General features: G+C 69.0%; 24 protein-coding genes, 2 tRNA genes and 1 riboswitch. Of the genes, 23 read left to right on the top strand and 3 right to left on the bottom strand.

Translation table 11 applies throughout. The annotated features are described in order from the left end of the window. Nucleotides 1–196 precede the first annotated feature (196 nt). The 10 genes from clpX to ACE3Q8_RS21850 all read left to right on the top strand — a co-directional run bounded on the left by clpX (nt 197) and on the right by ACE3Q8_RS21850 (nt 10246). A complete protein-coding gene (clpX, locus tag ACE3Q8_RS21895; RefSeq protein ID WP_332048050.1) occupies nt 197–1459 on the top strand; it encodes an ATP-dependent Clp protease ATP-binding subunit ClpX in 1263 nt (420 codons plus the stop codon). Between the two features lie 106 nt (nt 1460–1565). Next, nucleotides 1566–2291 carry an SDR family oxidoreductase gene (locus ACE3Q8_RS21890; protein ID WP_374472870.1) on the top strand — a complete coding sequence of 242 codons (726 nt, stop codon included), beginning with the start codon at nt 1566–1568 and terminating at the stop codon, nt 2289–2291. Further along, a complete protein-coding gene (locus ACE3Q8_RS21885) occupies nt 2291–2878 on the top strand; it encodes a 2-hydroxychromene-2-carboxylate isomerase (protein WP_374472868.1) in 588 nt (195 codons plus the stop codon). Before ACE3Q8_RS21890 ends, ACE3Q8_RS21885 begins: the two co-directional genes overlap by 1 nt. Before the next feature lie 31 nt (nt 2879–2909). Continuing rightward, nucleotides 2910–3632: a DNA alkylation repair protein gene (locus ACE3Q8_RS21880; protein WP_374472866.1), complete on the top strand. Its 723-nt coding sequence runs from the start codon at nt 2910–2912 to the stop codon at nt 3630–3632. A 284-nt stretch (nt 3633–3916) separates the two neighbouring features. Next, on the top strand, nt 3917–6313 hold the full coding sequence (gene lon, locus ACE3Q8_RS21875; RefSeq protein WP_374472864.1) for an endopeptidase La: 2397 nt from the start codon (nt 3917–3919) through the stop codon (nt 6311–6313). Between the two features lie 336 nt (nt 6314–6649). Continuing rightward, on the top strand, nt 6650–6925 hold the full coding sequence (locus ACE3Q8_RS21870; protein WP_374472862.1) for an HU family DNA-binding protein: 276 nt from the start codon (nt 6650–6652) through the stop codon (nt 6923–6925). Nucleotides 6926–7013: 88 nt separating this feature from the next. After that, nucleotides 7014–7122: riboswitch (yybP-ykoY riboswitch) on the top strand. A gap of 70 nt (nt 7123–7192) precedes the next feature. Then, nucleotides 7193–7774, top strand: a complete 582-nt coding sequence (locus ACE3Q8_RS21865; RefSeq protein ID WP_374472860.1) for a TMEM165/GDT1 family protein — start codon at nt 7193–7195, stop codon at nt 7772–7774. Between the two features lie 25 nt (nt 7775–7799). Then, complete coding sequence (locus tag ACE3Q8_RS21860; RefSeq protein ID WP_374472859.1) at nt 7800–9218, top strand: peptide MFS transporter; 1419 nt, start codon at nt 7800–7802, stop codon at nt 9216–9218. A gap of 37 nt (nt 9219–9255) precedes the next feature. After that, nucleotides 9256–9332 (top strand) — tRNA-Val (locus ACE3Q8_RS21855). Nucleotides 9333–9367: 35 nt separating this feature from the next. Further along, nucleotides 9368–10246 carry an alpha/beta hydrolase gene (locus ACE3Q8_RS21850; protein ID WP_374472856.1) on the top strand — a complete coding sequence of 293 codons (879 nt, stop codon included), beginning with the start codon at nt 9368–9370 and terminating at the stop codon, nt 10244–10246. Here ACE3Q8_RS21850 and ACE3Q8_RS21845 read toward each other — a convergent pair. Beyond that, nucleotides 10243–10704 carry a cupin domain-containing protein gene (locus tag ACE3Q8_RS21845; protein ID WP_374472854.1) on the bottom strand — a complete coding sequence of 154 codons (462 nt, stop codon included), beginning with the start codon at nt 10702–10704 and terminating at the stop codon, nt 10243–10245. The two genes, ACE3Q8_RS21850 and ACE3Q8_RS21845, sit on opposite strands and share 4 nt — an antisense overlap. A 108-nt stretch (nt 10705–10812) precedes the next feature. On the opposite strand from ACE3Q8_RS21845, the gene ACE3Q8_RS21840 reads away from it, so the two are divergent. Both ACE3Q8_RS21840 and ACE3Q8_RS21835 read left to right on the top strand, forming a co-directional pair. Further along, nucleotides 10813–11733, top strand: coding sequence for a LysR family transcriptional regulator (locus tag ACE3Q8_RS21840; RefSeq protein WP_374472852.1), 921 nt, complete (start codon nt 10813–10815; stop codon nt 11731–11733). Then, a complete protein-coding gene (locus ACE3Q8_RS21835; RefSeq protein WP_374472850.1) occupies nt 11733–12647 on the top strand; it encodes an aldo/keto reductase in 915 nt (304 codons plus the stop codon). The genes ACE3Q8_RS21840 and ACE3Q8_RS21835 overlap by 1 nt, the downstream gene beginning before the upstream one ends. A 17-nt stretch (nt 12648–12664) precedes the next feature. On the opposite strand, the gene ACE3Q8_RS21830 is transcribed toward ACE3Q8_RS21835, so the two are convergent. Then, nucleotides 12665–13120, bottom strand: coding sequence for a DUF4402 domain-containing protein (locus ACE3Q8_RS21830; RefSeq protein WP_374472849.1), 456 nt, complete (start codon nt 13118–13120; stop codon nt 12665–12667). A 146-nt stretch (nt 13121–13266) separates the two neighbouring features. Here ACE3Q8_RS21830 and ACE3Q8_RS21825 point away from each other — a divergent pair, with 146 nt between their 5' ends. The 3 genes from ACE3Q8_RS21825 to ACE3Q8_RS21815 are packed head-to-tail and all read left to right on the top strand — an operon-like array spanning nt 13267 to nt 16096. Next, nucleotides 13267–15186, top strand: coding sequence for an NAD(P)-binding domain-containing protein (locus tag ACE3Q8_RS21825; protein ID WP_374472847.1), 1920 nt, complete (start codon nt 13267–13269; stop codon nt 15184–15186). Beyond that, nucleotides 15183–15518, top strand: coding sequence for an MliC family protein (locus ACE3Q8_RS21820; RefSeq protein WP_374472846.1), 336 nt, complete (start codon nt 15183–15185; stop codon nt 15516–15518). The genes ACE3Q8_RS21825 and ACE3Q8_RS21820 overlap by 4 nt, the downstream gene beginning before the upstream one ends. Further along, complete coding sequence (locus tag ACE3Q8_RS21815; RefSeq protein ID WP_374472844.1) at nt 15515–16096, top strand: hypothetical protein; 582 nt, start codon at nt 15515–15517, stop codon at nt 16094–16096. The genes ACE3Q8_RS21820 and ACE3Q8_RS21815 overlap by 4 nt, the downstream gene beginning before the upstream one ends. A 30-nt stretch (nt 16097–16126) precedes the next feature. Here the strand turns inward: ACE3Q8_RS21815 and ACE3Q8_RS21810 are convergent. After that, a tRNA-Asp gene (locus ACE3Q8_RS21810) sits at nt 16127–16203 on the bottom strand. 193 nt (nt 16204–16396) lie between these two features. On the opposite strand from ACE3Q8_RS21810, the gene ACE3Q8_RS21805 reads away from it, so the two are divergent. From ACE3Q8_RS21805 to ACE3Q8_RS21770, 8 genes are all read left to right on the top strand, one after another. After that, nucleotides 16397–16774 carry an NADH-quinone oxidoreductase subunit A gene (locus tag ACE3Q8_RS21805; RefSeq protein WP_374472842.1) on the top strand — a complete coding sequence of 126 codons (378 nt, stop codon included), beginning with the start codon at nt 16397–16399 and terminating at the stop codon, nt 16772–16774. Next, entirely contained in the window at nt 16744–17325 is a 582-nt protein-coding gene (locus ACE3Q8_RS21800) for an NADH-quinone oxidoreductase subunit B family protein (RefSeq protein ID WP_374472840.1), read from the top strand. Before ACE3Q8_RS21805 ends, ACE3Q8_RS21800 begins: the two co-directional genes overlap by 31 nt. After that, nucleotides 17322–17957: an NADH-quinone oxidoreductase subunit C gene (locus ACE3Q8_RS21795; RefSeq protein WP_374472838.1), complete on the top strand. Its 636-nt coding sequence runs from the start codon at nt 17322–17324 to the stop codon at nt 17955–17957. The genes ACE3Q8_RS21800 and ACE3Q8_RS21795 overlap by 4 nt, the downstream gene beginning before the upstream one ends. 1 nt (nt 17958) lies before the next feature. Then, a complete protein-coding gene (locus tag ACE3Q8_RS21790) occupies nt 17959–19194 on the top strand; it encodes an NADH-quinone oxidoreductase subunit D (RefSeq protein WP_374472836.1) in 1236 nt (411 codons plus the stop codon). Next, on the top strand, nt 19191–19541 hold the full coding sequence (locus ACE3Q8_RS21785; RefSeq protein WP_374472834.1) for a nuclear transport factor 2 family protein: 351 nt from the start codon (nt 19191–19193) through the stop codon (nt 19539–19541). Before ACE3Q8_RS21790 ends, ACE3Q8_RS21785 begins: the two co-directional genes overlap by 4 nt. Before the next feature lie 7 nt (nt 19542–19548). Continuing rightward, nucleotides 19549–20211 (top strand): NADH-quinone oxidoreductase subunit NuoE, encoded by a 663-nt coding sequence (gene nuoE / locus ACE3Q8_RS21780; protein ID WP_374472832.1) that lies wholly within the window; start codon nt 19549–19551, stop codon nt 20209–20211. After that, nucleotides 20211–21524 (top strand): NADH-quinone oxidoreductase subunit NuoF, encoded by a 1314-nt coding sequence (gene nuoF / locus ACE3Q8_RS21775; protein ID WP_374472830.1) that lies wholly within the window; start codon nt 20211–20213, stop codon nt 21522–21524. Before nuoE ends, nuoF begins: the two co-directional genes overlap by 1 nt. Nucleotides 21525–21530: 6 nt before the next feature. After that, a partial coding sequence (locus ACE3Q8_RS21770; protein WP_374472828.1) for a 2Fe-2S iron-sulfur cluster-binding protein occupies nt 21531–21841 on the top strand: 311 nt, incomplete at its 3' end.

Here is a 21841-nt window from a genome sequence, read left to right as displayed (position 1 = left end):
CAGAACGCCGCTTGGTGCGGCGCCGCGTCGCCATTCGTCGTTACGGCGAACGAAGGGTTGTGATCCTTAGCCGGATCGGGGAATGTCAAGACTTAGACAACCCGCGGCGCGTATTCTGCATTGTAGGGGCGCAGACGTCCCGCGGGGGCGGCGCAGGCCAGGCTGTGGCCCGTCGTCTAGAGAGTGAGAAACGACCATGACCAAGGCCGCGAGCGGAGATTCGAAGAGCACCCTCTATTGCTCTTTCTGCGGCAAGAGCCAGCACGAAGTCCGCAAGCTGATCGCCGGGCCGACCGTGTTCATCTGCGATGAATGCGTCGAGCTGTGCATGGACATCATCCGCGAGGAGCACAAGATCTCCTTCGTGAAGTCGAAGGACGGCGTCCCCACGCCGAAGGAGATCCGCGAGGTCCTCGACGACTACGTGATCGGCCAGGACCACGCCAAGAAGGTCCTCTCGGTCGCGGTGCACAACCACTACAAGCGCCTGAACCACGCGACGAAGAACAACGACGTCGAGCTGGGCAAGGCCAACATCATGCTCATCGGGCCGACCGGCACGGGTAAGACCCTGCTGGCCCAGACGCTCGCCCGCATCATCGACGTGCCGTTCACCGTGGCCGACGCCACGACGCTCACCGAGGCCGGCTACGTCGGCGAGGACGTCGAGAACATCATCCTGAAGCTGCTGCAGGCGGCCGACTACAACGTCGAGCGGGCGCAGCGCGGCATCGTCTACATCGACGAGGTCGACAAGATCAGCCGCAAGTCGGACAACCCGTCCATCACCCGCGACGTGTCGGGCGAGGGCGTCCAGCAGGCGCTGCTGAAGATCATGGAAGGCACCGTCGCCTCCGTGCCGCCGCAGGGCGGGCGCAAGCATCCGCAGCAGGAATTCCTGCAGGTCGACACCACCAACATTCTGTTCATCTGTGGCGGCGCCTTCGCCGGCCTCGAGAAGATCATCTCGGCGCGCGGGCAGGGGACCTCGATCGGCTTCGGCGCCAAGGTGGCCGATCCGGACGAGCGCCGCACGGGCGAGATCTTCCGCCAGGTGGAGCCGGACGACCTGCTCCGCTTCGGCCTGATCCCGGAGTTCATCGGCCGTCTGCCGGTGATCGCCACGCTCGACGACCTGGACGAGAAGGCCCTGGTGAAGATCCTCACCGAGCCGAAGAACGCCTTCGTGAAGCAGTACGTCCGCCTCTTCGACATGGAGAACGTGGGCCTGACCTTCACCGAGGACGCGCTGATGGCGGTGGCCCGCAAGGCCATCCAGCGCAAGACCGGCGCGCGGGGCCTGCGCTCTATCCTCGAAGGCATCCTGCTCGACACCATGTACGAGCTGCCGACCTACGACGGCGTCGAGGAGGTGGTGGTCAACGCCGAGGTGGTGGAAGGCCGCGCCCAGCCGCTGCTGATCTACGCCGAGCGCCGCGACAAGGGTGGCGCCGCCTAAGGTCCCGGACCAGACGAACTCACGAGCCCCGCAGGTATCCTGCGGGGCTTTTCGTTTCCGCTGCAGTATGATGATCGTCATGCAATAGCGGTTCGGGAGAGGCCCCATGGCGGACAAGGCGGCGGTCGTGATCGGGGCAGGGGACGCACTGGGCGGCGCCATCGCCCGGCGGTTCGCGCGGGAGGGCTATGCGGCGGTCATCGTGCGCCGCCACGCCGATCAGCTCGAGGACCTCGCGACGGCGGTCCGCAACGGTGGCGGCGAGGCGCATCCGTTCGGCGTCGACGCGCGGCAGGAGGACCAGATGGTCAGCCTGTTCGAGCGGGTGGAGGCGGAGATCGCGCCGGTAGAGGTCTGCGTCTTCAACATCGGGGCGAACGTGCGCTTCCCGATCGCCGAGACCACGGCGCGGGTCTACTTCAAGGTGTGGGAGATGGCCGCCTTCTCCGGCTTCCTGGCCGGGCGCGAGGCCGCGAGGCGCATGACGCCGCGCGGGCGCGGAACGATACTCTTCACTGGGGCCACGGCGAGCGTGCGCGGCCGCGACGGCTTCGCCGCCTTCGCCGGCGCCAAGCACGCGCTGCGCGCGCTGGCCCAGAGCATGGCGCGCGAGCTCGGACCGCAGGGAATCCACGTCGCCCACACCATCATCGACGGCGCCATCGACACCGCCTGGATCCGCGAGAACTTCCCGGACCGCTATGCGGCCAAGGAACATGACGGCATCCTCAACCCCGACCACATCGCCGAGGCTTACTGGATGCTGCACGCCCAGCCGCGCGACGCCTGGACGCACGAACTCGACCTTCGCCCCTGGACGGAGAGCTTCTGATGCCGAAGACCCTGGAGTTCCTGTTCGATTTCGGCAGCCCCGCCAGCTACCTGGCCTACAAGGCCATGCCGGCCATCGTGGAGCGGACGGGCGCGCGGATCGACTACGTCCCGGTGCTGCTCGGCGGGGTCTTCAAGGACACCGGCAACGCCTCGCCGGCGACGATCCCCGCCAAGGGACGGTGGATGAACGCCGACCTCGCGCGCTGGGCGGCCCGGCGCGGCACGGTGTTCAACCGCAACCCGCACTTCCCCATCAACACCCTGCACCTGATGCGCGGAGCCGCCGGGCTCAAGGACGATGCGCGCTTCGCCGCGTACCTGCAGGCGGTGTTCGAGGCCATGTGGGCCGATCCCCGCAATCTCGGCGACCCGGCCGAGATGGCCCCGGTTCTGGCGCGCGCCGGCGTATCTCCGGACGAGTTCCTTGGCTTCCAGTCCGACGAGGCGGTGAAGGCGCGGCTGAAGGCCGACACCGAGGCCGCCGTCGCCCGAGGCATGTTCGGGGCCCCCACCTTCTTCGTCGATGGCGAGCTCTACTTCGGCCAGGACCGCCTGGACTTCGTGGAGGAGGCATTGCGAGCCTAGGGTGCGCCCCGCAGATCCCGCGGAGCGAGCCATGCACCCCGATCACCAGCAGCTCCTCGAGGAGCTTGAGCGCCTGGCCCCGCCACCCGACCGGCGTCCGCCGGCGAACTACCTGGGGCAGGGCGCCCATCCGCTTTTCGGCGTGCCCGTGCCCGCCAAGCGGGCTCTGGCCAGGGCGTGGGCGACCGCGCACAGGGCCGGCTCTCCCGAGACCGTGCTGGCCGTCGTGGAAAGCCTGTTCGACGGCGCCGGTTACGACGAGAAAACCCTGGCGTCGCTGATCCTCGGCCAGCATCGCGCGGCGCGCGAGGCCGTCCGGCCGGACGACGTCCGCCGCTGGCTTGGCGGCCTGGTCGGCTGGGCGGAGATCGACCACCTGTGCCAGAACCTGTTCCCGGCGTCGCAGATGCTCGCGGACTGGCCGGCCTGGGGCGGGATGATCGCAGGCCTGGCTTCCGATCCCGCGATCAGCCGCCGGCGCGCATCGCTGGTGCTGCTGACTGGCCCTGTGAAGGCGTCAGACGATGCACGCCTGGCGGAGCTCGCCTTCGCCAACGTCGCCGCGCTCGAGGCGGAACGCGACATCCTGATCACCAAGGCTGTCTCCTGGCTGCTCCGCGCGCTCACTGCCCGGCGACCCGAAGCGGTCGCCGCCTACCTGGACGCTCATGCCCGGACGCTGCCGCCGATCGCGCTGCGGGAGGTGCGCGCGAAGCTCATCACAGGCCGTAAGACCGCGCGGGCGCCGGCTTGATGCGGGGCGGAGCGCTTCCTATCTGAACAGCGTTCAGGCAGGGCATGGCCTTGCGCGGACAGCCTCGCTTTCCCCCGTCAAGCTAACCTGTGGATGCGGCTGAGGCCGAGTGTCGCGCAACGACCTTGCTCCGCTTGCGCCGGGGCCCAAACGCTCCACATAAATCCGTAACAAGCCGCCGAAGCCACGGCGGACGGGTCGTCCGACTCAGACGCATCGTCTGGGTGACCACGACCCGGCGCGCCTAGCCGGCGCCAAACCGGCAGGCCAGGAGTTGAAGCATCATGTCCGAGATTAAGATCCTCCCGATCCTGCCGCTGCGGGACATCGTGGTCTTCCCGCACCAGCCGGTCCCGCTTTTCGTGGGTCGGGAGAAGTCCGTGCGTGCGCTCGAGGAAGCGATGCGCAACGACGGCAAGCAGATCCTTCTGGCGACCCAGAAGGACAAGGACGACGACGATCCGTCGCCGGAAGCCATCTACGACGTCGGCGTGGTCGCCACCGTCCTGCAGTTGCTGAAGCTGCCCGACGGCACCGTGAAGGTGCTGGTCGAGGGCCGGGCGCGGGCGGGCATCACCCGCTTCACCAGCCAGCCCGATTACTACGAGGCCGAGATCGCCTTCGTGCAGGAGGACGGCGCCGGCACCTCGGAAGCCGAGGCGCTGAGCCGCGCGGTCGTCGAGCAGTTCGAGAACTACGTCAAACTCAACAAGAAGGTCCCGCCGGAAGCCCTGGCTGCGATCCCGCAGATCGACAACCCGGGCGAGCTGGCCGACCGCATCGCCTCGCACCTCTCGGTCAAGATCGCCGAGAAGCAGCAACTGCTCGAGGTCTTCAACGTCGTGAAGCGTCTGGAGAAGGTCTACGCCCTGATGGAGGGCGAGATCTCCGTGATGCAGACGGAGAAGAAGATCCGCAACCGCGTGAAGCGTCAGATGGAGAAGACGCAGCGCGAGTACTATCTGAACGAGCAGATGAAGGCGATCCAGCGCGAGCTGGGCGAGCAGGACGATCAGCGCGACGAGCTGATCGAGCTCGAGAAGCGCATCAAGAAAACGAAGCTCTCCAAGGAAGCCCGGTCCAAGGCCGAGGCCGAGCTGAAGAAGCTGAAGAACATGAGCCCGATGTCGGCGGAGTCGACGGTCGTCCGGAACTACCTGGACTGGCTGCTGTCCATCCCGTGGGGCAAGGCCAAGCAGAAGCCCATCGACCTGCAGCGCGCCGAGGACATCCTCAACGAGGACCACTACGGCCTGGACAAGGTCAAGGAGCGGATCCTGGAGTACCTCGCGGTGCAGAGCCGTGTGGGCGCCCTGAAGGGCCCGATCCTCTGCCTCGTCGGCCCGCCCGGCGTCGGCAAGACCTCGCTCGGCAAGTCGATCGCCAAGGCCACCGGCCGTGAGTTCGTGCGCGTCGCTCTGGGCGGCGTGCGCGACGAGGCCGAGATCCGCGGTCACCGGCGGACCTACATCGGCTCGATGCCCGGCAAGGTCATCCAGTCCATGAAGAAGGCCAAGACCACCAACGCCTTCTTCCTGCTGGACGAGATCGACAAGATGGGCTCCGACTGGCGCGGCGATCCGTCGTCGGCCCTGCTCGAGGTGCTGGACCCGGCGCAGAACTCCACCTTCGCCGACCACTACCTGGAGGTGGACTACGACCTGTCGCCGGTGATGTTCGTCACCACGGCCAACAGCCTGAACATGCCCCAGCCTCTGCTGGACCGCATGGAGATCATCCGCATCCCCGGCTACACCGAGGACGAGAAGGTCGAGATCGCCAAGCGCCACGTCCTGCCGAAGCTGACCAAGGACCACGGCCTGAAGCCCGAGGAGTTCGTCGTCCCGGAGAAGGCGATCCGCGACCTGATCCGCTACTACACGCGTGAGGCCGGCGTCCGGAACCTGGAGCGCGAGCTGGGCAACCTGGCCCGCAAGACGGTCCGCGACCTTAGCCGCGAGAACGTGCTGTCGATCACCATCGACGACGAGCGGCTGGCCAAGTACGCGGGCGTCCGCAAGTACCGCTACGGCGAGACCGACGAGGAAGACCAGGTCGGCATCATCACCGGGCTCGCCTACACCGAGTTCGGCGGCGACATCCTGACCATCGAGGCGGTCAAGATGCCGGGCAAGGGCCGCATGTCCATCACGGGCAACTTGAAGGACGTGATGAAGGAGTCGATCCAGGCCGCGAACAGCTACGTCCGCAGCCGGGCCACCCGCTTCGGCATCGAGCCGCCGCGCTTCGAGCGCACCGACGTGCACATCCACGTGCCGGACGGCGCCACCCCGAAGGACGGACCCTCGGCCGGCGCGGCCATGGCCACGGCCATCGTGTCGGTGCTGACCGGCATCCCGATCCGCAAGGACATCGCCATGACCGGCGAAGTCACGCTGCGGGGCCGGGTGACCGCCATCGGCGGGCTGAAGGAGAAGCTGCTCGCGGCGCTGCGCTCCGGCGTGAAGACCGTCCTGATCCCGACCGAGAACGAGAAGGACCTAGCGGACATCCCGGAGAACGTGAAGAAGGAGCTTGAGATCATCCCCGTCTCGACAATGGACGAGGTGCTCAGCCACGCGCTCACCCGGCAGCCGACCCCGATCGAATGGTCGGAGGCCGACGCGCCGCCGGTCGCTCCGGTTGAGGACCCGGACGTCGAGAGCGTGATCACCCACTGATCGATCACAACTTGTGACAAAGGCGCGGCGCGGGAGAGATCCCCCGCCCCCGCCCGGTGAAGGGCAAACAAAAACCAGCCGAAAAAAGGGGCCGGGGGCCCGGGGGGGGGCCCGACGTACCGGTGGAGGACCCGGACGTCGAGAGGGTCACCCCCAACTCACCGAAAACAAGTTGCCACAACGGCGCGCCGCGGGAGAGATCCCGCCCCGCGTCCGTTTGACGGCTAAGCTTCCACGAGCCTTAATCGGCGGCGAGGCGCCGGGGGGCGAGCCTTCCTTCCGCCCAAGCGCGCCCAACAACCACAACAAGCAAGACAATGATGGGAGATTGCGCACATGACCAAGACGGAGCTCGTCTCGGCGATCGCCGACAAGGCCGGACTGAACCGGGCGCAGGCCAGGGAGGCGCTCGACGCCTTCATCGCCTCCGTCTCCAGTTCACTGAAGGCGGGGGACGAGGTGCGGCTGGTGGGCTTCGGCAGCTTCGTGCCGGTGAAGCGCGCCGCGGGCCTCGCCCGCAACCCGAAGACCGGCGAGACCGTGCGGCGGCCCGCTCAGCGGACCTGCCGCTTCCGCGTCGGCGAGAGCCTGAAGGGCGTGCTCAACGGCTGACGTGGACAGCCTGCGACAAAGGGGGCGGCCGCTGGGGACGGCCGCCCTTTTTCGTTGCCGGACGCCGCGACCCGCCGTATTGGGGCGGCCTCTTCGGGGAGTAGCCGTCCGCTTCGAGCGGAGCCCGCGTCAACACACTTGCCTTCCTAGGCATGGCGCAGGCGACGGACCTTCGGGTCCGGATTGGCGAGACCGACGATGCGCGCCAGGCGAGCAGGGCCGGCCGGGCGCCGCGTCGTCGCGTGCGCCAGGCCCCGGAGCGTCGTCTTGGAAGCCTTCCTCATTTCCACGGGCGTGGTGGCGATCGCCGAAATCGGCGACAAGACCCAACTGCTCGCAATGGTCCTGGCGGCGCGGTTCCGCAGACCCCGGCCGATCATCCTCGGCATCCTGGCCGCGACGATCCTGAACCACGCGATCGCGGCGGGGCTGGGCGTGCTGGTCGCCCAATGGCTGGAAGGGCGGGCGTTCCAGGCCGTCGTCGGCCTTGCGTTCCTGGCCATGGCCGGCTGGGCGCTGGTCCCGGACAAGGAGGACGAGGACGCCGGGGCCAAGTCGGTGGGCGGCGTGTTCCTCACCACCCTCGTGGCCTTCTTCCTGGTCGAGATCGGCGACAAGACCCAGATCGCCACCTCGCTGCTCGCCGCCCGGTTCCAGAACCTGACGCTGGTCACCGCCGGCACCACGCTTGGCATGATGCTGGCCAATGTGCCCGCGGTGTTCCTGGGCGAGGCGGCGACCAACGTCGTGCCGCTCAAGGTGGTGCGGATGGTCGCTGCGGTGATCTTCGGCCTGATCGGCGTGTCGGTGCTCGCCGCGGCCTTCCTTCCTTCAGGTTTCCGCGTCTAAGGTCCCGCCGCACTTGGAGATTCCGATGACCGCCACCACCGCCGCCGCCACCCGGGACGGCGACCGCGCCTTCCTGGGCCATCCCAAGGCGCTGGGCTTCCTCTCGTTCTCGGAAGCCTGGGAGCGGTTCTCCTACTACGGCATGCAGGCGCTGCTGGTCCTCTACATGACCAAGACCCTGCTGCTGTCGCCCCACGTGGAACAGATCGCCGGCTTCGAGGGCTTTCGGGCGGTCATTGGCGCCATCTATCGCCTGCCCGGAGACGCCTCGACCCAGCAGGTCGCCTCGACGATCTTCGGCCTCTACACCAGCCTCGTCTACTTCACCCCGATCTTTGGCGGACTGCTCGCCGACCGCCTGCTCGGGCGCACCCGCACCATCGTGATCGGCGCCCTGCTCATGGCTGCGGGCCATTTCTTGATGGCCTTCGACGTCTCGTTCCTGCTGGCCCTGCTGTGCCTCGTGCTCGGCACCGGCTGCTTCAAGGGCAACATCGCCGGCCAGGTGGGCTCGCTCTATGCCGAGGGCGACAACCGTCGGGCCGACGCCTTTCAGATCTTCTACCTGGGCATCAATGCCGGGGTGATCGCCGCCCCGCTGATCGCCGGGACACTGGGCGAGACGGTGGGCTGGCACTACGGGTTCGGCGCGGCGGGCGTGGGCATGCTCATCGCGCTGGTCATCTATCTCGCCGGCCGGCGCCATCTGCCGCCCGACCCGCCGCTGCGCGGCAGGGGCGCCGACGTGGCGCGACCGAAGATGCGGCCGCACGAGTGGCGCACAGTGGGCCTGCTCGTCTTGCTGTTGCCGGTGCTGACCGCCTCGGTGCTGTGCAACCAGCAGATCTTCAACGCCTACCTCGTGTGGGCCGACACCGGCGTCGACCTGACCTTCTTCGGCCGGAAGGTGCCCACCACTTGGCTGATCACGCTGGACAGCGTGGTCTCGGTCTCGTTCCTCGCCATCATGGTCGTGTTCTGGCGGCTGTGGGCGCGGCGCTTCAAGGAGCCGGACGAGATCGGCAAGCTGACGATCGGGGCCTTCGTCTCGGTGCTGGGCGTGCTCTGCCTCGCGGCCGGCTCAGCGCAGGCCGCCGCTGCGGGGACGCAGGTGAGCATCTGGTGGTGCGTGGCCTTCCACGTGCTGAACAGCATCGCCTTCGCCAATATGCTGCCGGTCTCGCTGGCGCTCTACGCCCGCGCGGCGCCGGCGGCGATCACCGGCTTCGTCATCGGCATCTACTACCTGCACCTCGTGGCCGGGAACCAGACGGTGGGGATCCTCGGGACCCTGCTGGAGAAGATGCCGGCCACCCAATTCTGGCTGATGCACGCCGCCATCGCGGCCGGGGCGACCGTGGTCTTCCTGGTCGTCGGCCGGTTCTTCGCGACGCTGCTGAGCCACGAGAACGTCACAGGGCAGGGGGCGCCCGCCCACGCCTAGGCGGAGGCCACGGTGATCGGCTAGAACCCGTGGCCACGGGCGGCTAGCTCAGTTGGTTAGAGCACCTCGTTTACACCGAGGGGGTCGGGGGTTCGAACCCCTCGCCGCCCACCATCCTGCTTCGCGTTGGCGGGGCGCTGGAGGAGCATGTGCTGCGATGGGCCCTGGCGGGCGCGCTGCTTCTGGCGGGCGGCATGGCTGAGGCCGAGCCGCTGCCGCTGGCCGCCTACATGGAGCAGCCACGGGTCCAGCCGGACACGGTGATCCGCTACGGCGAGGCGCCCTCGCAGGTGGTGGAGCTGTTCAGCCCGAGGGGGCCGGGGCCGCATCCCGTCGTCGTGCTGCTGCACGGCGGCTGCTACCGCCAGGCCTTTGAAGGCCTGCCGCAGACCAGCGGGATCGCCGCCGACCTGGCGCGCCGCGGCTTCGCCGTCTGGAACGTGGAATATCGGCGCCTCGGCGAGCCGGGAGCGGGCTATCCCGGCACGTTCCAGGATGTCGCCGCCGCCCTCGACCGGCTCCGGGACGAGGCTCCGCGGCGCGGACTCGACCTTCGCCGCGTGGCCACGCTCGGGCACTCGGCGGGGGGGCATCTGGCCCTTTGGGCCGCGGCCCGCCACCGACTGCCCGAGGACAGCCCGCTCTACCGGCCGGACCCGCTGCGGATCGGCGCGGCGATCAGCCTGGCCGGGATCGGGGACCTGGATGGGCAGGGCGACGTCTTCTCGCGCGCCTGCGGCGCCGACACCTTCCCGCAGATGCTGGGCGACCCGCGCCGCCTGGCCGACACCTCGCCCGTGGCCCTGCTGCCGACCGGCACGCGGACGGTGATGGTCCACGGCGCCTACGACCATGTCATGCCGCCGTTCACGGGCCTCGAGTACGTCCGCAAGGTCCGCGCGGCCGGGGATACCGCCGAGGTCGTGACACTGCCGGAAGCCGGCCACTTCGATGTCGTGGTCCCCACGACCGCGGCCTGGTCGGCGGTGGCGGAGCTTGTCGCCCGCGAGTTCGCCCGGCTGCGCTAGGCCATCGGAGGGCCGAGGATCGCGATCCGCCGGCGCGCGGCGGCGGCGGCGAGGTTCTCGATCATCTGCGCCGTGGGCGCGGTTTCGGTGGGCAGCCCCTCGTGATCCGGCGTGCGGCCGAAGTCCCGCACGAACGCCTCGAAGTCACCGCCCACGGTCATGACCAGCATACGCGCGCCTTCGGGACTCTCGACGCGGAAGCTGTGCGGCACGCCCTTCGGGCCGACCAGGCTCTCGCCGGGGCCGGCGCAGGTCTCGGCCTCGCCGACCCGGAACCGGACACGTCCCTCCAGCACGTGGAAGATCTCGTCCTCCGTCTCGTGCAGATGCGTCGGCGGAGACTCGCCGTAGGGCATCAGGTGTTCGGTCACCGACAGCCGGTCGACGTGGCCGGCCGCCGGGAGAGCGAAGGTGACGCGATTGTTGAGGAACCAGACGGCCTGGGGCTCTGTGGGCATGGTCGCACCTTGGGGCTGGCGCACGAGGGCGCTGTGGAAGGCGCCAATCCACTAGGCGGCTCGGCCCTGGGATTGAAATGGAAGCTTCGTATGGGTCCCATTCGCTGAATGAATTTCGCCGCCTTCGACCTCAACCTGCTGCGGGTCTTCCACGCCCTGATGCGCGAGCGCTCCGTCACGCGCGCAGGGGAGCAGATCGGCCTGTCGCAGCCGGCCGTGAGCCAGGCGCTCAACCGGCTCCGCGCGCTGCTGGACGACCAGCTCTTCGTGCGCCGCGGGACCGAGATGGCGCCCACGCCGCGGGCGGAGGCGCTGGCGCCCGTGGTCCGGGGCGCCTTGGCCGAGCTGGAAGCCGCCTTGCAGGGCGACCGCCGCTTCGATCCGGCCTCGGCCGATCGGGCCTACACCCTGATGGGCGCGGACTACGTATCCATGCTGCTGATGCCTCCGCTCTTCGCAAGGGTAGCCCGGGAGGCGCCGAAGGTGCGGCTGCGGCTGGTGGACACCGTCCGTGGCGAGGTCGCCCGCCTGCTGCAGGAGGACGCCGTCGACCTCGCCATCGAGGCGCCGGGGGCGACACCCGATTGGGTGTCCCGCGAGGTCGTGTTCCTCTCTCCCTTCGTGTTCGTGGCCGCACGCGGCCTGCCGGCGTTGGCCGGAGTGGAGCCCGAAGGAGCGATCCCGCTGGACCTGCTCTGCGCGCTGCCGCACGCGATCCGGACGACGGACGGCAGCCTGTCGGGCTATCTCGACGCGGCGCTTGCGGAGGCCGGCCGAGCCCGGCGCGTGGCGCTTGGCCTGCCGCACTTCGGCGCTGTAGCGCTGGCCTGCGCCCAGGCGGGCCTGGTGGCGGCCCTGCCGGAACAGTTCGCCCGCGCCTGCGCGCCTGCGCTCGGTCTTGCCGTCTACCAGCCGCCGATCCCGGTCCCGGTTCCTGAGATCTCGATGTACTGGCACCGCCGGCACGACAACAATCCCGCCCACGCCTGGCTGCGCCAGCTCGTGCGCGAGGTCATCGCGGACGTCTGATGCAATACCGTTCCCTCGGCCGCAGCGGCCTCGTCGTCTCGGAGATCGGCTACGGCTGCGCCAGTTGGTGGGGCAAGCCGCGCTTTCCAGAGGCAGACGCGCTGGGCCTCGTGCATGCTGCGATCGACCTTGGCGTGACCTTCTTCGACACCGGCGCGAGCTATTCGGCGGGCGAGGCGGAGCCGAGACTCGGCCGCGCCCTGGCCGACCGCGACGTCTCGCGACTGGTGATCGCCACCAAGGCCGGCACCTTCCACGCCGGCGGCGGCCGCATCGTGCGGGACTTCAGCCCGTCTGCCATCGTGGCCAGCGCCGAACGCTCGCTGCGGCACCTGGGCGTCGAGGCGATCTCGCTCCTGCAGCTTCACGGACCGGCGATCCCGGAACTCACCGACGAGCTGCTCTCGGCGCTGGAGGACCTCAAGCGTCGCGGCCTCGTGCGGGCGCTGGGCGTCAACAGCTTCGACCCCGCCGTGGTGGAGCACGTGCTCGGACTCGCGCCGTTCGACGCGGTGATGATCGACTACAATGTGCTTCGGCCCGAGCGCGAGCCGCTGATCGAGCGCGCCGCAGCGGCAGGGAAGGGGGTGCTGGCCGGAATGGCGCTGGCCATGGGGCACACCGGCCTGAAGGTGGCGAAGATCCGCGGGCCGCAGGACCTCTGGTACGCCGCCCGCGGGCTCGTGCGGCATCGCGACGAGGTCCGCCGCGGCGCCCGCTTCGCCTTCCTGCACCGCCAGCGGCAGATGACCGGCTCGCAGGCCGCGCTGGCCTATGTCCTGGAGAACGCCGGCGTGTCCTGCGCGGTGCTTGGCACCACCCGGATGGCGCACCTTCGCGAGAACGCCGGCGCCTCGGGCATGACCCTGCCGCCGGACCTGCGCGCGGCCATCCTGCGGACCCAGGGCCGCTAGGGCCAGTAGCGCGGGGCTCAGGGGTAGGAGACGGTGACCCCGTACTGGCCGGTGTAGACGCCGCTCTTCGCGTCGCTGGCGACGGGCGCGGCGCCGCCGACCTCCACTGTAACGGTGGCCGGCTGACCGGCGGGGCCAGCGAAGGCGCCCACCGTCTGGCTGGGCTTCAGCTTGAGGGTGATCTCTTCCGTGCCGCCGTTGCGGGTCAGCACGACGGTCTCGGGCGTCGAGACGTTGAAGGTTTCTCCGCCCAGGCCTCTCAGCGTGTAGCTGCCCTCGGCGGCCGTGGCGGTCGTCGAGCCGGCGGCCGGTCGGGCGACGTCGGGCAGGGACAGGTCGGCGTCGTGCCGGACCTGCGCCGGGTCCACCACGGTGATCGACGCGTGGGTGACGACGCTGTCGCGGGCCTGCGCAGCGGCCGCGCCGGCGGCCAGCGCGCTCGCCGTCAGGCTCAGGACCAGGATCGCTCGCACCTTCATCTCCGCCGATGGTAGGCCGCCGAGGTTAATGCGGCAATCACAGGCGCGCCACGTGGCCTGACGCCACGGCGCCCTTCCTTCGCCGCCGGGCGAGAGTCATGCTCGCCGCATAAGAACGATAAAACCTGGGAGAAACGACGATGGCGGAGGCTGCTCTCCTCGACGAGGCGCTCCGGGAGGCGCACCTGCCGGCGCTGCTCGCGGCGCTGGTCCAGGTCACCGGGGAGGCCGACTGGCTCAGGCCGGAATGGGCGCCCACCTACACCCCGCTGGCGCGCAACGACACCGGCATCCCCGAGGATGAGCAGGCGAAGATCCGCGAACGGGCCCGCGCGGCGATCCTCCGCCTGCTCGAGGGTGGCGAGGTGCGGCTGGCGACCCCGGAGCCCGCGCTTCTGCGGCGGATGATGGACTTCGTGGCCGGCGCGCCGATCCCGGAGGGATACGCCGACTTCCTGCTGGACGAGCTCGCCATCTCCGGCCGGAGCACCAAGGATCCGCAGTTCGAGCAGCCACGGCTCAAGGAGGCCGCGCGCAAGCTGAAGGTGCTGGTGATCGGGGCCGGCATGTCGGGCCTGCTGACCGGCATCCGTCTGTCGCAGGCGGGCATCCCGTTCGAGATCGTCGACAAGAACCCAGACGTGGGCGGCACCTGGTTCGAGAACACCTATCCCGGCTGCCGGGTGGACAACTCGAACCACATGTACAGCTACTCGTTCGAGCCGAACCACCTCTGGCCGCAGCACTTCTCGACCCAGCCGGTGCTGCTCAGCTACTTCCGCGGCATCGCCGACAAGTACGGTCTGCGGGAGCACATCCGCTTCGGAACCCTGGTTGAGAGTGTGACCTGGGACGAGGCCCGCGCGGTCTGGCGCGCCGAGCTGGTCGGCGCCGACGGGCGCGAGACGGTGGAAGCCAACGCCGTGGTCAGCGCCGTGGGTCAGCTCAACCGGCCCCGGTACCCGGACATCGAGGGCCTGGGCGAGTTCCAGGGGCCGGCCTTCCACTCGGCCGAGTGGCGTCACGACGTCGATCTGGCGGAGAAGCGGGTGGCGGTGATCGGCACCGGCGCATCGGCCTATCAGTTCGTGCCGGAGATCGCGCCCGAAGTCGCCCAGTTGAAGGTCTTCCAGCGGACGCCGCCCTGGGGCCTGCCCGTGCCGCACTACCACGAGGACGTGCCCGAGGGCATGAAGTGGCTGCTGGAGCACGTGCCCTACTACGACAAATGGTATCGCTTCTGGCTGTTCTGGATGACCACCGAGGGCTTCCTGCCGATGGTCAAGGCCGACCCATCGTGGAACGGCGGCCCGGGCGCGGTGAGCGCCGAGAACGCCATGCTCCGCGAGATGGCCGCCGCCGCGCTCGCCGCCCAGGTGCAGGACCGGCCCGACCTCGTGGACAAGGTCATTCCGCAGTACCCCGTGGGCGGCAAGCGGGCGGTGCTGGACAACGGGGTGTGGCTGGCCGCCCTGAAGCGGCCGAACGTCGAGCTCGTCACCGAGCGGATCGCCCGGGTCACGCCGGGGGGCGTGGTCACCGCCGACGGGACCGAGCACGAGGCCGACGTGCTGATCTACGGCACCGGGTTCCAGGCCTCGAACTTCCTGTCGTACTTGAAGGTGAAGGGCCGCGGCGGCCGCGACCTGCACGAGGCCTGGGGCGGCGACGCCCGTGCCTACCTGGGCGTCACCACGCCGGGCTTCCCCAACTTCTTCCTGATTTATGGGCCGAACACCAACATCGTGGTCAACGGCTCCATCATCTTCTTCTCCGAATGCGCCGTCCGCTACATCGTGGGCTGCCTGAAGCTGCTCGCCGAGAGCGGCGCCCGGGCCATCGAGGTGAAGCAGGCCGTGCACGACGACTTCAACCGGCGGGTGGACGAGGCCAACCAGGGCTGGGCCTGGGGCTCGCCGCACGTGTCGAGCTGGTACAAGAACCAGTTCGGCCGGGTCAGCCAGAACTGGCCGTTCGGGCTCATCGACTACTGGCGCGCCACGCTCGCGCCGAATCCGGAGGACTTCGTGCTGGAACGAGAGACCGAGGCGGCGGCTTGAGGCGGCGCACGGCGGCCCTGATCGCGCTGACGGCCGCGCTCTCGGCCTGCACGACCGTCCGCCACCCGCACCAGCCCGCCGCCGTGCTCCACTGCGAGAACGGCGAGACGGTGGAAGTGGGTTACGCCGGCGACCTCGCCATCGTCACCTACAAGAACCGCAAGCACACCATGCGCACCGCCATTTCCGGCAGCGGCGCGCGCTACGTCGGCGAGGGCCTGGAGTGGTGGACCAAGGGATTCGAGGAAGGCACCATCGCGGTGCTGCCGCCCGGCGAGCAGGTCTCCACGGGCGAACGGGTCGTCTGCCGCGCCGGACCGCCGCCGGAGTGAGCCGGGGAATCGCCCTCGCCGCGGCGCTGGCGCTCGCCGGCTGCGGCGAGCCGTCCGCCGAACCGCCGAGGGCCGAGACGCCGGAGGCGCAATTGCCCGCACCGGTCGCCGCCGCGTCGCGGCCCGATGCCCCGGTGACGCCGCCCGAGCCGGGAACGCCCGGCGGACTTCCCGACGACCGGACGCCGGTCTCGGAGGCGCCGTTCACGCCGCAGAGCGCGCAGGGCGCGGGGCAGGTGGTGCAGACCTATTTCGCCCTGATCGGAACGAAGAAATACGCCGAGGCCTTCCGCCTGTGGTCGGACGGCGGCCGCGCAAGCGGCCAGGACGAGGCCGGGTTCGTCCGGGCCATGGCCGCCTATCCGCAGCACGACGCCCAGATCGGCGCGCCGGGGGAGATCGAGGGCGCGGCAGGGTCGCTCTATGTCGAGATCCCGGTGGTCATCTACGGCCGCAATCCCGACGGCTCGGAGTTCCACAGGTCGGGCAAGGCGGTGCTGCGCCGGGTCAACGACGTCCCCGGCTCGACGCACGAGCAGCGACAGTGGCGGATCGTCCGCTTCGACCTGGAACCTTGAGTGGGGTCGCGCCGGCTTCCCGAGGGGAAGTGGCGCGAGTGACGGGGCTCGAACCCGCGACCTCCGGCGTGACAGGCCGGCGCTCTAACCAACTGAGCTACACCCGCGTTTGGACCGTTCCGGCCCGGCGAGGCGCGTCTGATATGTGCGGACCGGAATCGTGTCAACGGGAGAGTTCGTCCGACCCCAATTTGGGCCCCGGAGGGGCGTTCGGCCGCGCGCCGCTCAACCCGTTCAAAGCCTTGTTTGAAACCGCCGGAGGGCTGGTCTAGAAGGGCGCGCGACTCCCCCGAGGACTCCATGAACGCGTTCCTTCTGCAGTACCTGCCCATCGTGATCTTCCTAGGGATCGCGGCGGCGCTGGGTCTCGTCTTCCTGCTGGGCGCCTGGGTGCTGGCGCCCAAGGCCCCCGACCCCGAAAAGCTGTCGTCGTACGAGTGCGGCTTCAACGCCTTCGACGACGCGCGGATGAAGTTCGACGTCCGGTTCTACCTGGTGTCGATCCTGTTCATCATCTTCGACCTGGAAGTGGCCTTCCTGTTCCCCTGGGCGGTGTCCCTCATGAAGCTGCCGGCCGACGTGGCCCAGTTCGCCTTCTGGTCGATGATGACCTTCCTGGGCGTGCTGACGGTGGGCTTCATCTACGAATGGAAGAAGGGAGCCCTGGAATGGGAGTGATTGTCCCCGCGGGCGAAGCCGGCCGCACCACGGTCGAAGGCTACGATCCCCAGAAGCACGATCCGTTCTTCGACGGCGTGTCCCAGCAACTGGCCGACAAGGGCTTCGTCACCGCCGGCCTGGACGACCTGATCACCTGGGCGCGCACCGGCTCGCTCATGTGGATGACCTTCGGCCTGGCGTGCTGCGCGGTCGAGATGATGCAGGCCTCGATGCCGCGCTACGACCTGGAGCGCTACGGCTTCGCGCCGCGCGCCAGCCCGCGCCAGTCGGACGTGATGATCGTCGCCGGCACGCTGTGCAACAAGATGGCCCCGGCGCTCCGCAAGGTCTACGACCAGATGCCCGAGCCGCGCTACGTCATCTCCATGGGCTCGTGCGCCAACGGCGGCGGCTACTACTACTTCAGCTATTCCGTGGTGCGCGGCTGCGACCGCGTGGTGCCGGTGGACGTGTACGTGCCCGGCTGCCCGCCCACCGCCGAGGCCCTGGTCTACGGCGTGCTGCAGCTCCAGAAGAAGATCCGCCGCACGGGGACCATCGTCCGATGAGCTGGCCCGCCACCACCCAGGAGATGGAAACCTTCGGCCAGGAGCTCGTGGCCAACGGGGCAGGGGTGTTCACCGGCTTCCAGGTCGCGTTCGGCGACCTGCAGCTCACCGCCCAGGCGCCGCAGATCGGCCAGGCCCTGAAGCTGCTGCGCGACCAGCACGGCTTCCACCAGCTCGTCGACATCGCCGGCGTGGACTATCCGGAGCGGGAGCGCCGCTTCGAGGTGGTCTACCACCTGCTGTCGATGACCAAGAACCGCCGCATCCGGATCAAGGTGCAGGCCGACGAGGAAACCGCGGTGCCTTCCGTCGTCGAGGTGTTCCCGAACGCCGACTGGTACGAGCGCGAGGCGTTCGACATGTACGGCATCTTCTTCGACGGCCACCCCGACCTGCGCCGGATCCTCACCGACTACGGCTTCCACGGCCATCCGCTGCGGAAGGACTTCCCGATGACCGGCTACGTCGAGGTCCGCTACGACGAAGAGCTGAAGCGGGTGGTCTACGAGCCGGTGAAGGCCGTGGAGTGGCGCAACTGGGACTTCCTGTCGCCGTGGGAAGGCATGGAGCGGGGCTACGCGCCCCTACCGGGCGACGAGAAGTCCGACTCCCAGCAGCGGGACGCGAAGTAAGATGACCGGCCAGAACGCGCCCGCCGAGGCGATCCACGCCGAGGTCGGCCACACGCCCGAGACCCCGGTCCGCAAGTTCAACATCAACTTCGGCCCTCAGCACCCGGCGGCGCACGGCGTGCTGCGCCTGGTGCTGGAGCTGGACGGCGAGGTGGTGGAGCGGGTCGACCCCCACATCGGCCTGCTGCACCGCGGCACCGAGAAGCTGATGGAGGCGCGGCCCTACGCCCAGACGATCCCCTACTTCGATCGCCTGGACTACGTGGCGCCGATGAACCAGGAGCACGCCTATGTGCTCGCGCTGGAGAAATTCCTCGGCGTAGAGGTGCCGATCCGCGGCCAGCTCATCCGCGTGCTCTATTCCGAGATCGGCCGGATCAAGAACCACCTGCTCAACGTCACCACCCAGGCCATGGACGTGGGCGCGCTGACCCCGCCGTTGTGGGGCTTCGAAGAGCGCGAGAAGCTGATGGTGTTCTACGAGCGCGCGTCCGGCGCGCGCCTGCACGCCAACTATTTCCGCGTCGGCGGCGTCCGCCAGGACCTGCCGCCCGAGCTGGTGCAGGACATCTCCGACTGGTGTGACGAGTTCCCCCGGGTGCTCGACGACATCGAGGGCCTGATCACCGACAACCGGATCTTCAAGCAGCGCAACGTCGACATCGGCGTGGTGACCAAGGAAGAGGCGCTGGCCTGGGGCTTCTCGGGCGTGATGGTGCGCGGCTCGGGCATCGCCTGGGACCTGCGCCGCAGCCAACCGTACGAGTGCTACAACGATCTCGAGTTTGAGATCCCGCTGGGGATCAACGGCGACTGCTACGACCGCTACCTCTGCCGCATGCAGGAGATGCGGGAGTCGGTGAAGATCATGAAGCAGTGCTGCGAGCGGCTGATGAAGACGCCGGGGCCCGTGCTCACCCAGGACAACAAGGTGGCGCCGCCGAAGCGGGGCGAGATGAAGCGCTCGATGGAGGCGCTCATCCACCACTTCAAGCTGTTCACCGAGGGCTACCGCCCGCCGGCCGGCGAGATCTACGCCGCTGTCGAGGCGCCCAAGGGCGAGTTCGGCGTCTATCTGGTCTCCGACGGGACCAACAAGCCGTACCGCTGCAAGATCCGGGCGCCGGGCTTCCCGCACCTGCAGGCCATGGACTGGATGAACCGCGGTCACATGCTGGCCGACGTGTCCGCCATCCTGGGCTCGCTCGACATCGTGTTCGGGGAGATCGACCGATGACGGCGGGCGCCCAGATCAGCGCCGTCGACCTGGTCCAGGGCCAGTTCGACGCCTACAACGCCCAGGACCTGGACGCCCACTGCGCGTTCTTCGCCGACGACGTGGTGGTCGCCGACCTGAACGGCGAGGTGACCCTCCGCGGGATCGAGGCCTACCGCGCCAAGTACGTGCAGGTTTTCGGGGACTTCCCGCAGAACCGGGCGGAACTCGTGAACCGGATCGTTGTCGGGAACACCGTCGTGGACCACGAGCGCGTGAGCCGTACGCCCGGCGGGGAGACCTTCCAGGTGATCGCCATCTACACCATCGCCGGCGGCAAGATCGCCCGCGTCGACTTCCGTAAGTGAGGCAGAGTTGAGCATCCGCCGTCTCGCCGCCGTCCAGCCGGATAGCTTCGCCTTCAAGCCCGAGGTGCTGAAGCAGGCCCAGGAGTGGATGGCCAACTACCCGCCGGGCAAGCAGCAGTCGGCGGTGATCCCGATCCTGTGGCTGGTCCAGAAGCAGGAAGGGTGGGTCTCGGAGCCCGCGATCCGCGCGGTCGCCGAGCTGCTCGGCATGCCGGTGATCCGCGTGCTCGAGATCGCCACCTTCTACACCATGTTCATGCTGGAGCCGGTGGGCACGCACGCGCTGGTGCAGGTCTGCGGCACCACGCCGTGCCAGGTCCGCGGGGCGGGCGCGCTGATGGAGGTGTGCAAGCGCCGCATCGGCCTGCACGACCACCGCTCGGCCGACGGCAAGTTCTACTGGCAGGAGGTGGAGTGCATGGGCGCCTGCGCCAACGCCCCCATGGCCGCCATCAACGACTACTACTACGAGGACCTGGACGCGGCTTCCTTCGAGAAGCTGCTCGACCAGTTCGCCGCCGGCGAGACTCCCGCTCCGGGTTCGGCGATCGGCCGTCAGGGCGCCGCCCCCGAGGGCGGCCCGCTGACCCTGACCGACGAGAGCCTCTACGACGGCAGCCGCGCCAAGAAGATCAAGATCCCGAACCTGCCGTCGAAGGAAACCGCCTGATGCCCGGCCTGCTTCAGGACAAGGACCGCATCTTCACCAACCTCTACGGGCTCTACGACTGGGGCCTCGAGGGCGCGAAGAAGCGCGGCTGCTGGAACGGCACCGCCGACATCCTGGCCCAGACCCCCGAGTGGATCTGCGACCAGATCAAGGCGTCGGGCCTGCGCGGCCGCGGCGGCGCCGGCTTCCCGACCGGGCTGAAGTGGACCTTCATGCCCAAGCAGGAGAGCGAGCGGCCGCACTACCTCGTCGTCAACGCCGACGAGTCCGAGCCGGGCGCGTGCAAGGACCGCGAGATCCTGCGCAACGACCCGCACCTGCTGATCGAGGGCTGCCTCATCGCCTGCCGGGCGATCCGCGCGCGGACGGCCTACATCTACATCCGCGGCGAGTACGTCTTCGAGCGCGAGCGGCTGCAGGCGGCCATCAAGCAGGCCTATGACGCCAAGCTGATCGGCAAGAACAATGTCAACGGCTGGGACTGCGACATCCGCGTGACCCACGGGGGCGGGGCCTACATCTGCGGCGACGAGACCGCCCTGATGGAGAGCCTGGAGGGCAAGAAGGGCCAGCCGCGTCTGAAGCCGCCGTTCCCGGCCGGCGCCGGCATCTACGGCGCCCCGACGACGATCAACAACGTCGAGTCGATCTCGGTCGTGGGGACCATCCTGCGCCGGGGCGCCGAGTGGTTCGCGGGCTTCGGCACCGAGAAGTCCACCGGCACCAAGCTGTTCGCGGGCTCGGGACACCTGAACAAGCCGTGCGTGGTCGAGGACGCCGTCGGCATCCCGCTGCGCCAGCTCATCGAAGAGCACATGGGCGGCGTGCGCGGCGGCTGGGGCAACCTCAAGGCGGTCATCCCGGGCGGCATCTCGGTCCGCATGATCCCGGCCCACGAGGCCGAGGAAGCCGTGATGACCTACGAGGACCTGCAGGCCCGTGGCTCGGGCCTGGGCACCGGCACCATGATCGTGTTCGACAAGGACGCCGATCTGGTGAAGGCGATCGCGCGGGCGGCCTACTTCTACAAGCACGAGAGCTGCGGCCAGTGCACCCCGTGCCGCGAAGGCACCGGCTGGATGTGGCGGGTCATGGAGCGGATGGTCACCGGCGAAGCCGAGATGTCCGAGATCGACCTGCTGCTCGACGTGGCCAGCCAGGTCGAGGGCCACACCATTTGCGGCCTCGGCGACGCCGCGGCCTGGCCGATCCAGGGCCTGTTCCGCCACTTCCGCCATGAGGTGGAGGAGCGCATCAACAACTACCGCGCGCGCAAGGGCAGCTACGCCGGCGCGTCCATCGCGGCGGAGTAATCCGGTATGCCTATCGCCAAGGTCGACGGGGTCGAGGTCGAGTTCGAGCCCGGCATGAACGTGCTCCAGGTGGCCGAGCTCGCGGGCAAGGAGATCCCGCGGTTCTGCTACCACGAGCGGCTCTCCATCGCCGGCAACTGCCGGATGTGCCTCGTCGAGGTGAAGCCCGGCCCGCCCAAGCCGCAGGCCTCCTGCGCGCTGCCGGCCGCCGAGAACATGGAGATCTTCACCGACACGCCGATGGTGAAGAAGGCGCGCCACGGGGTGATGGAGTTCCTGCTCATCAACCACCCGCTGGACTGCCCGATCTGCGACCA

It is taken from the genome of Phenylobacterium sp. (assembly GCF_041913825.1).
GTDB lineage: Bacteria > Pseudomonadota > Alphaproteobacteria > Caulobacterales > Caulobacteraceae > Phenylobacterium.
Note: the sequence above shows the minus strand (reverse complement) of the source record. Positions and strands in the feature narration are given on the sequence as shown.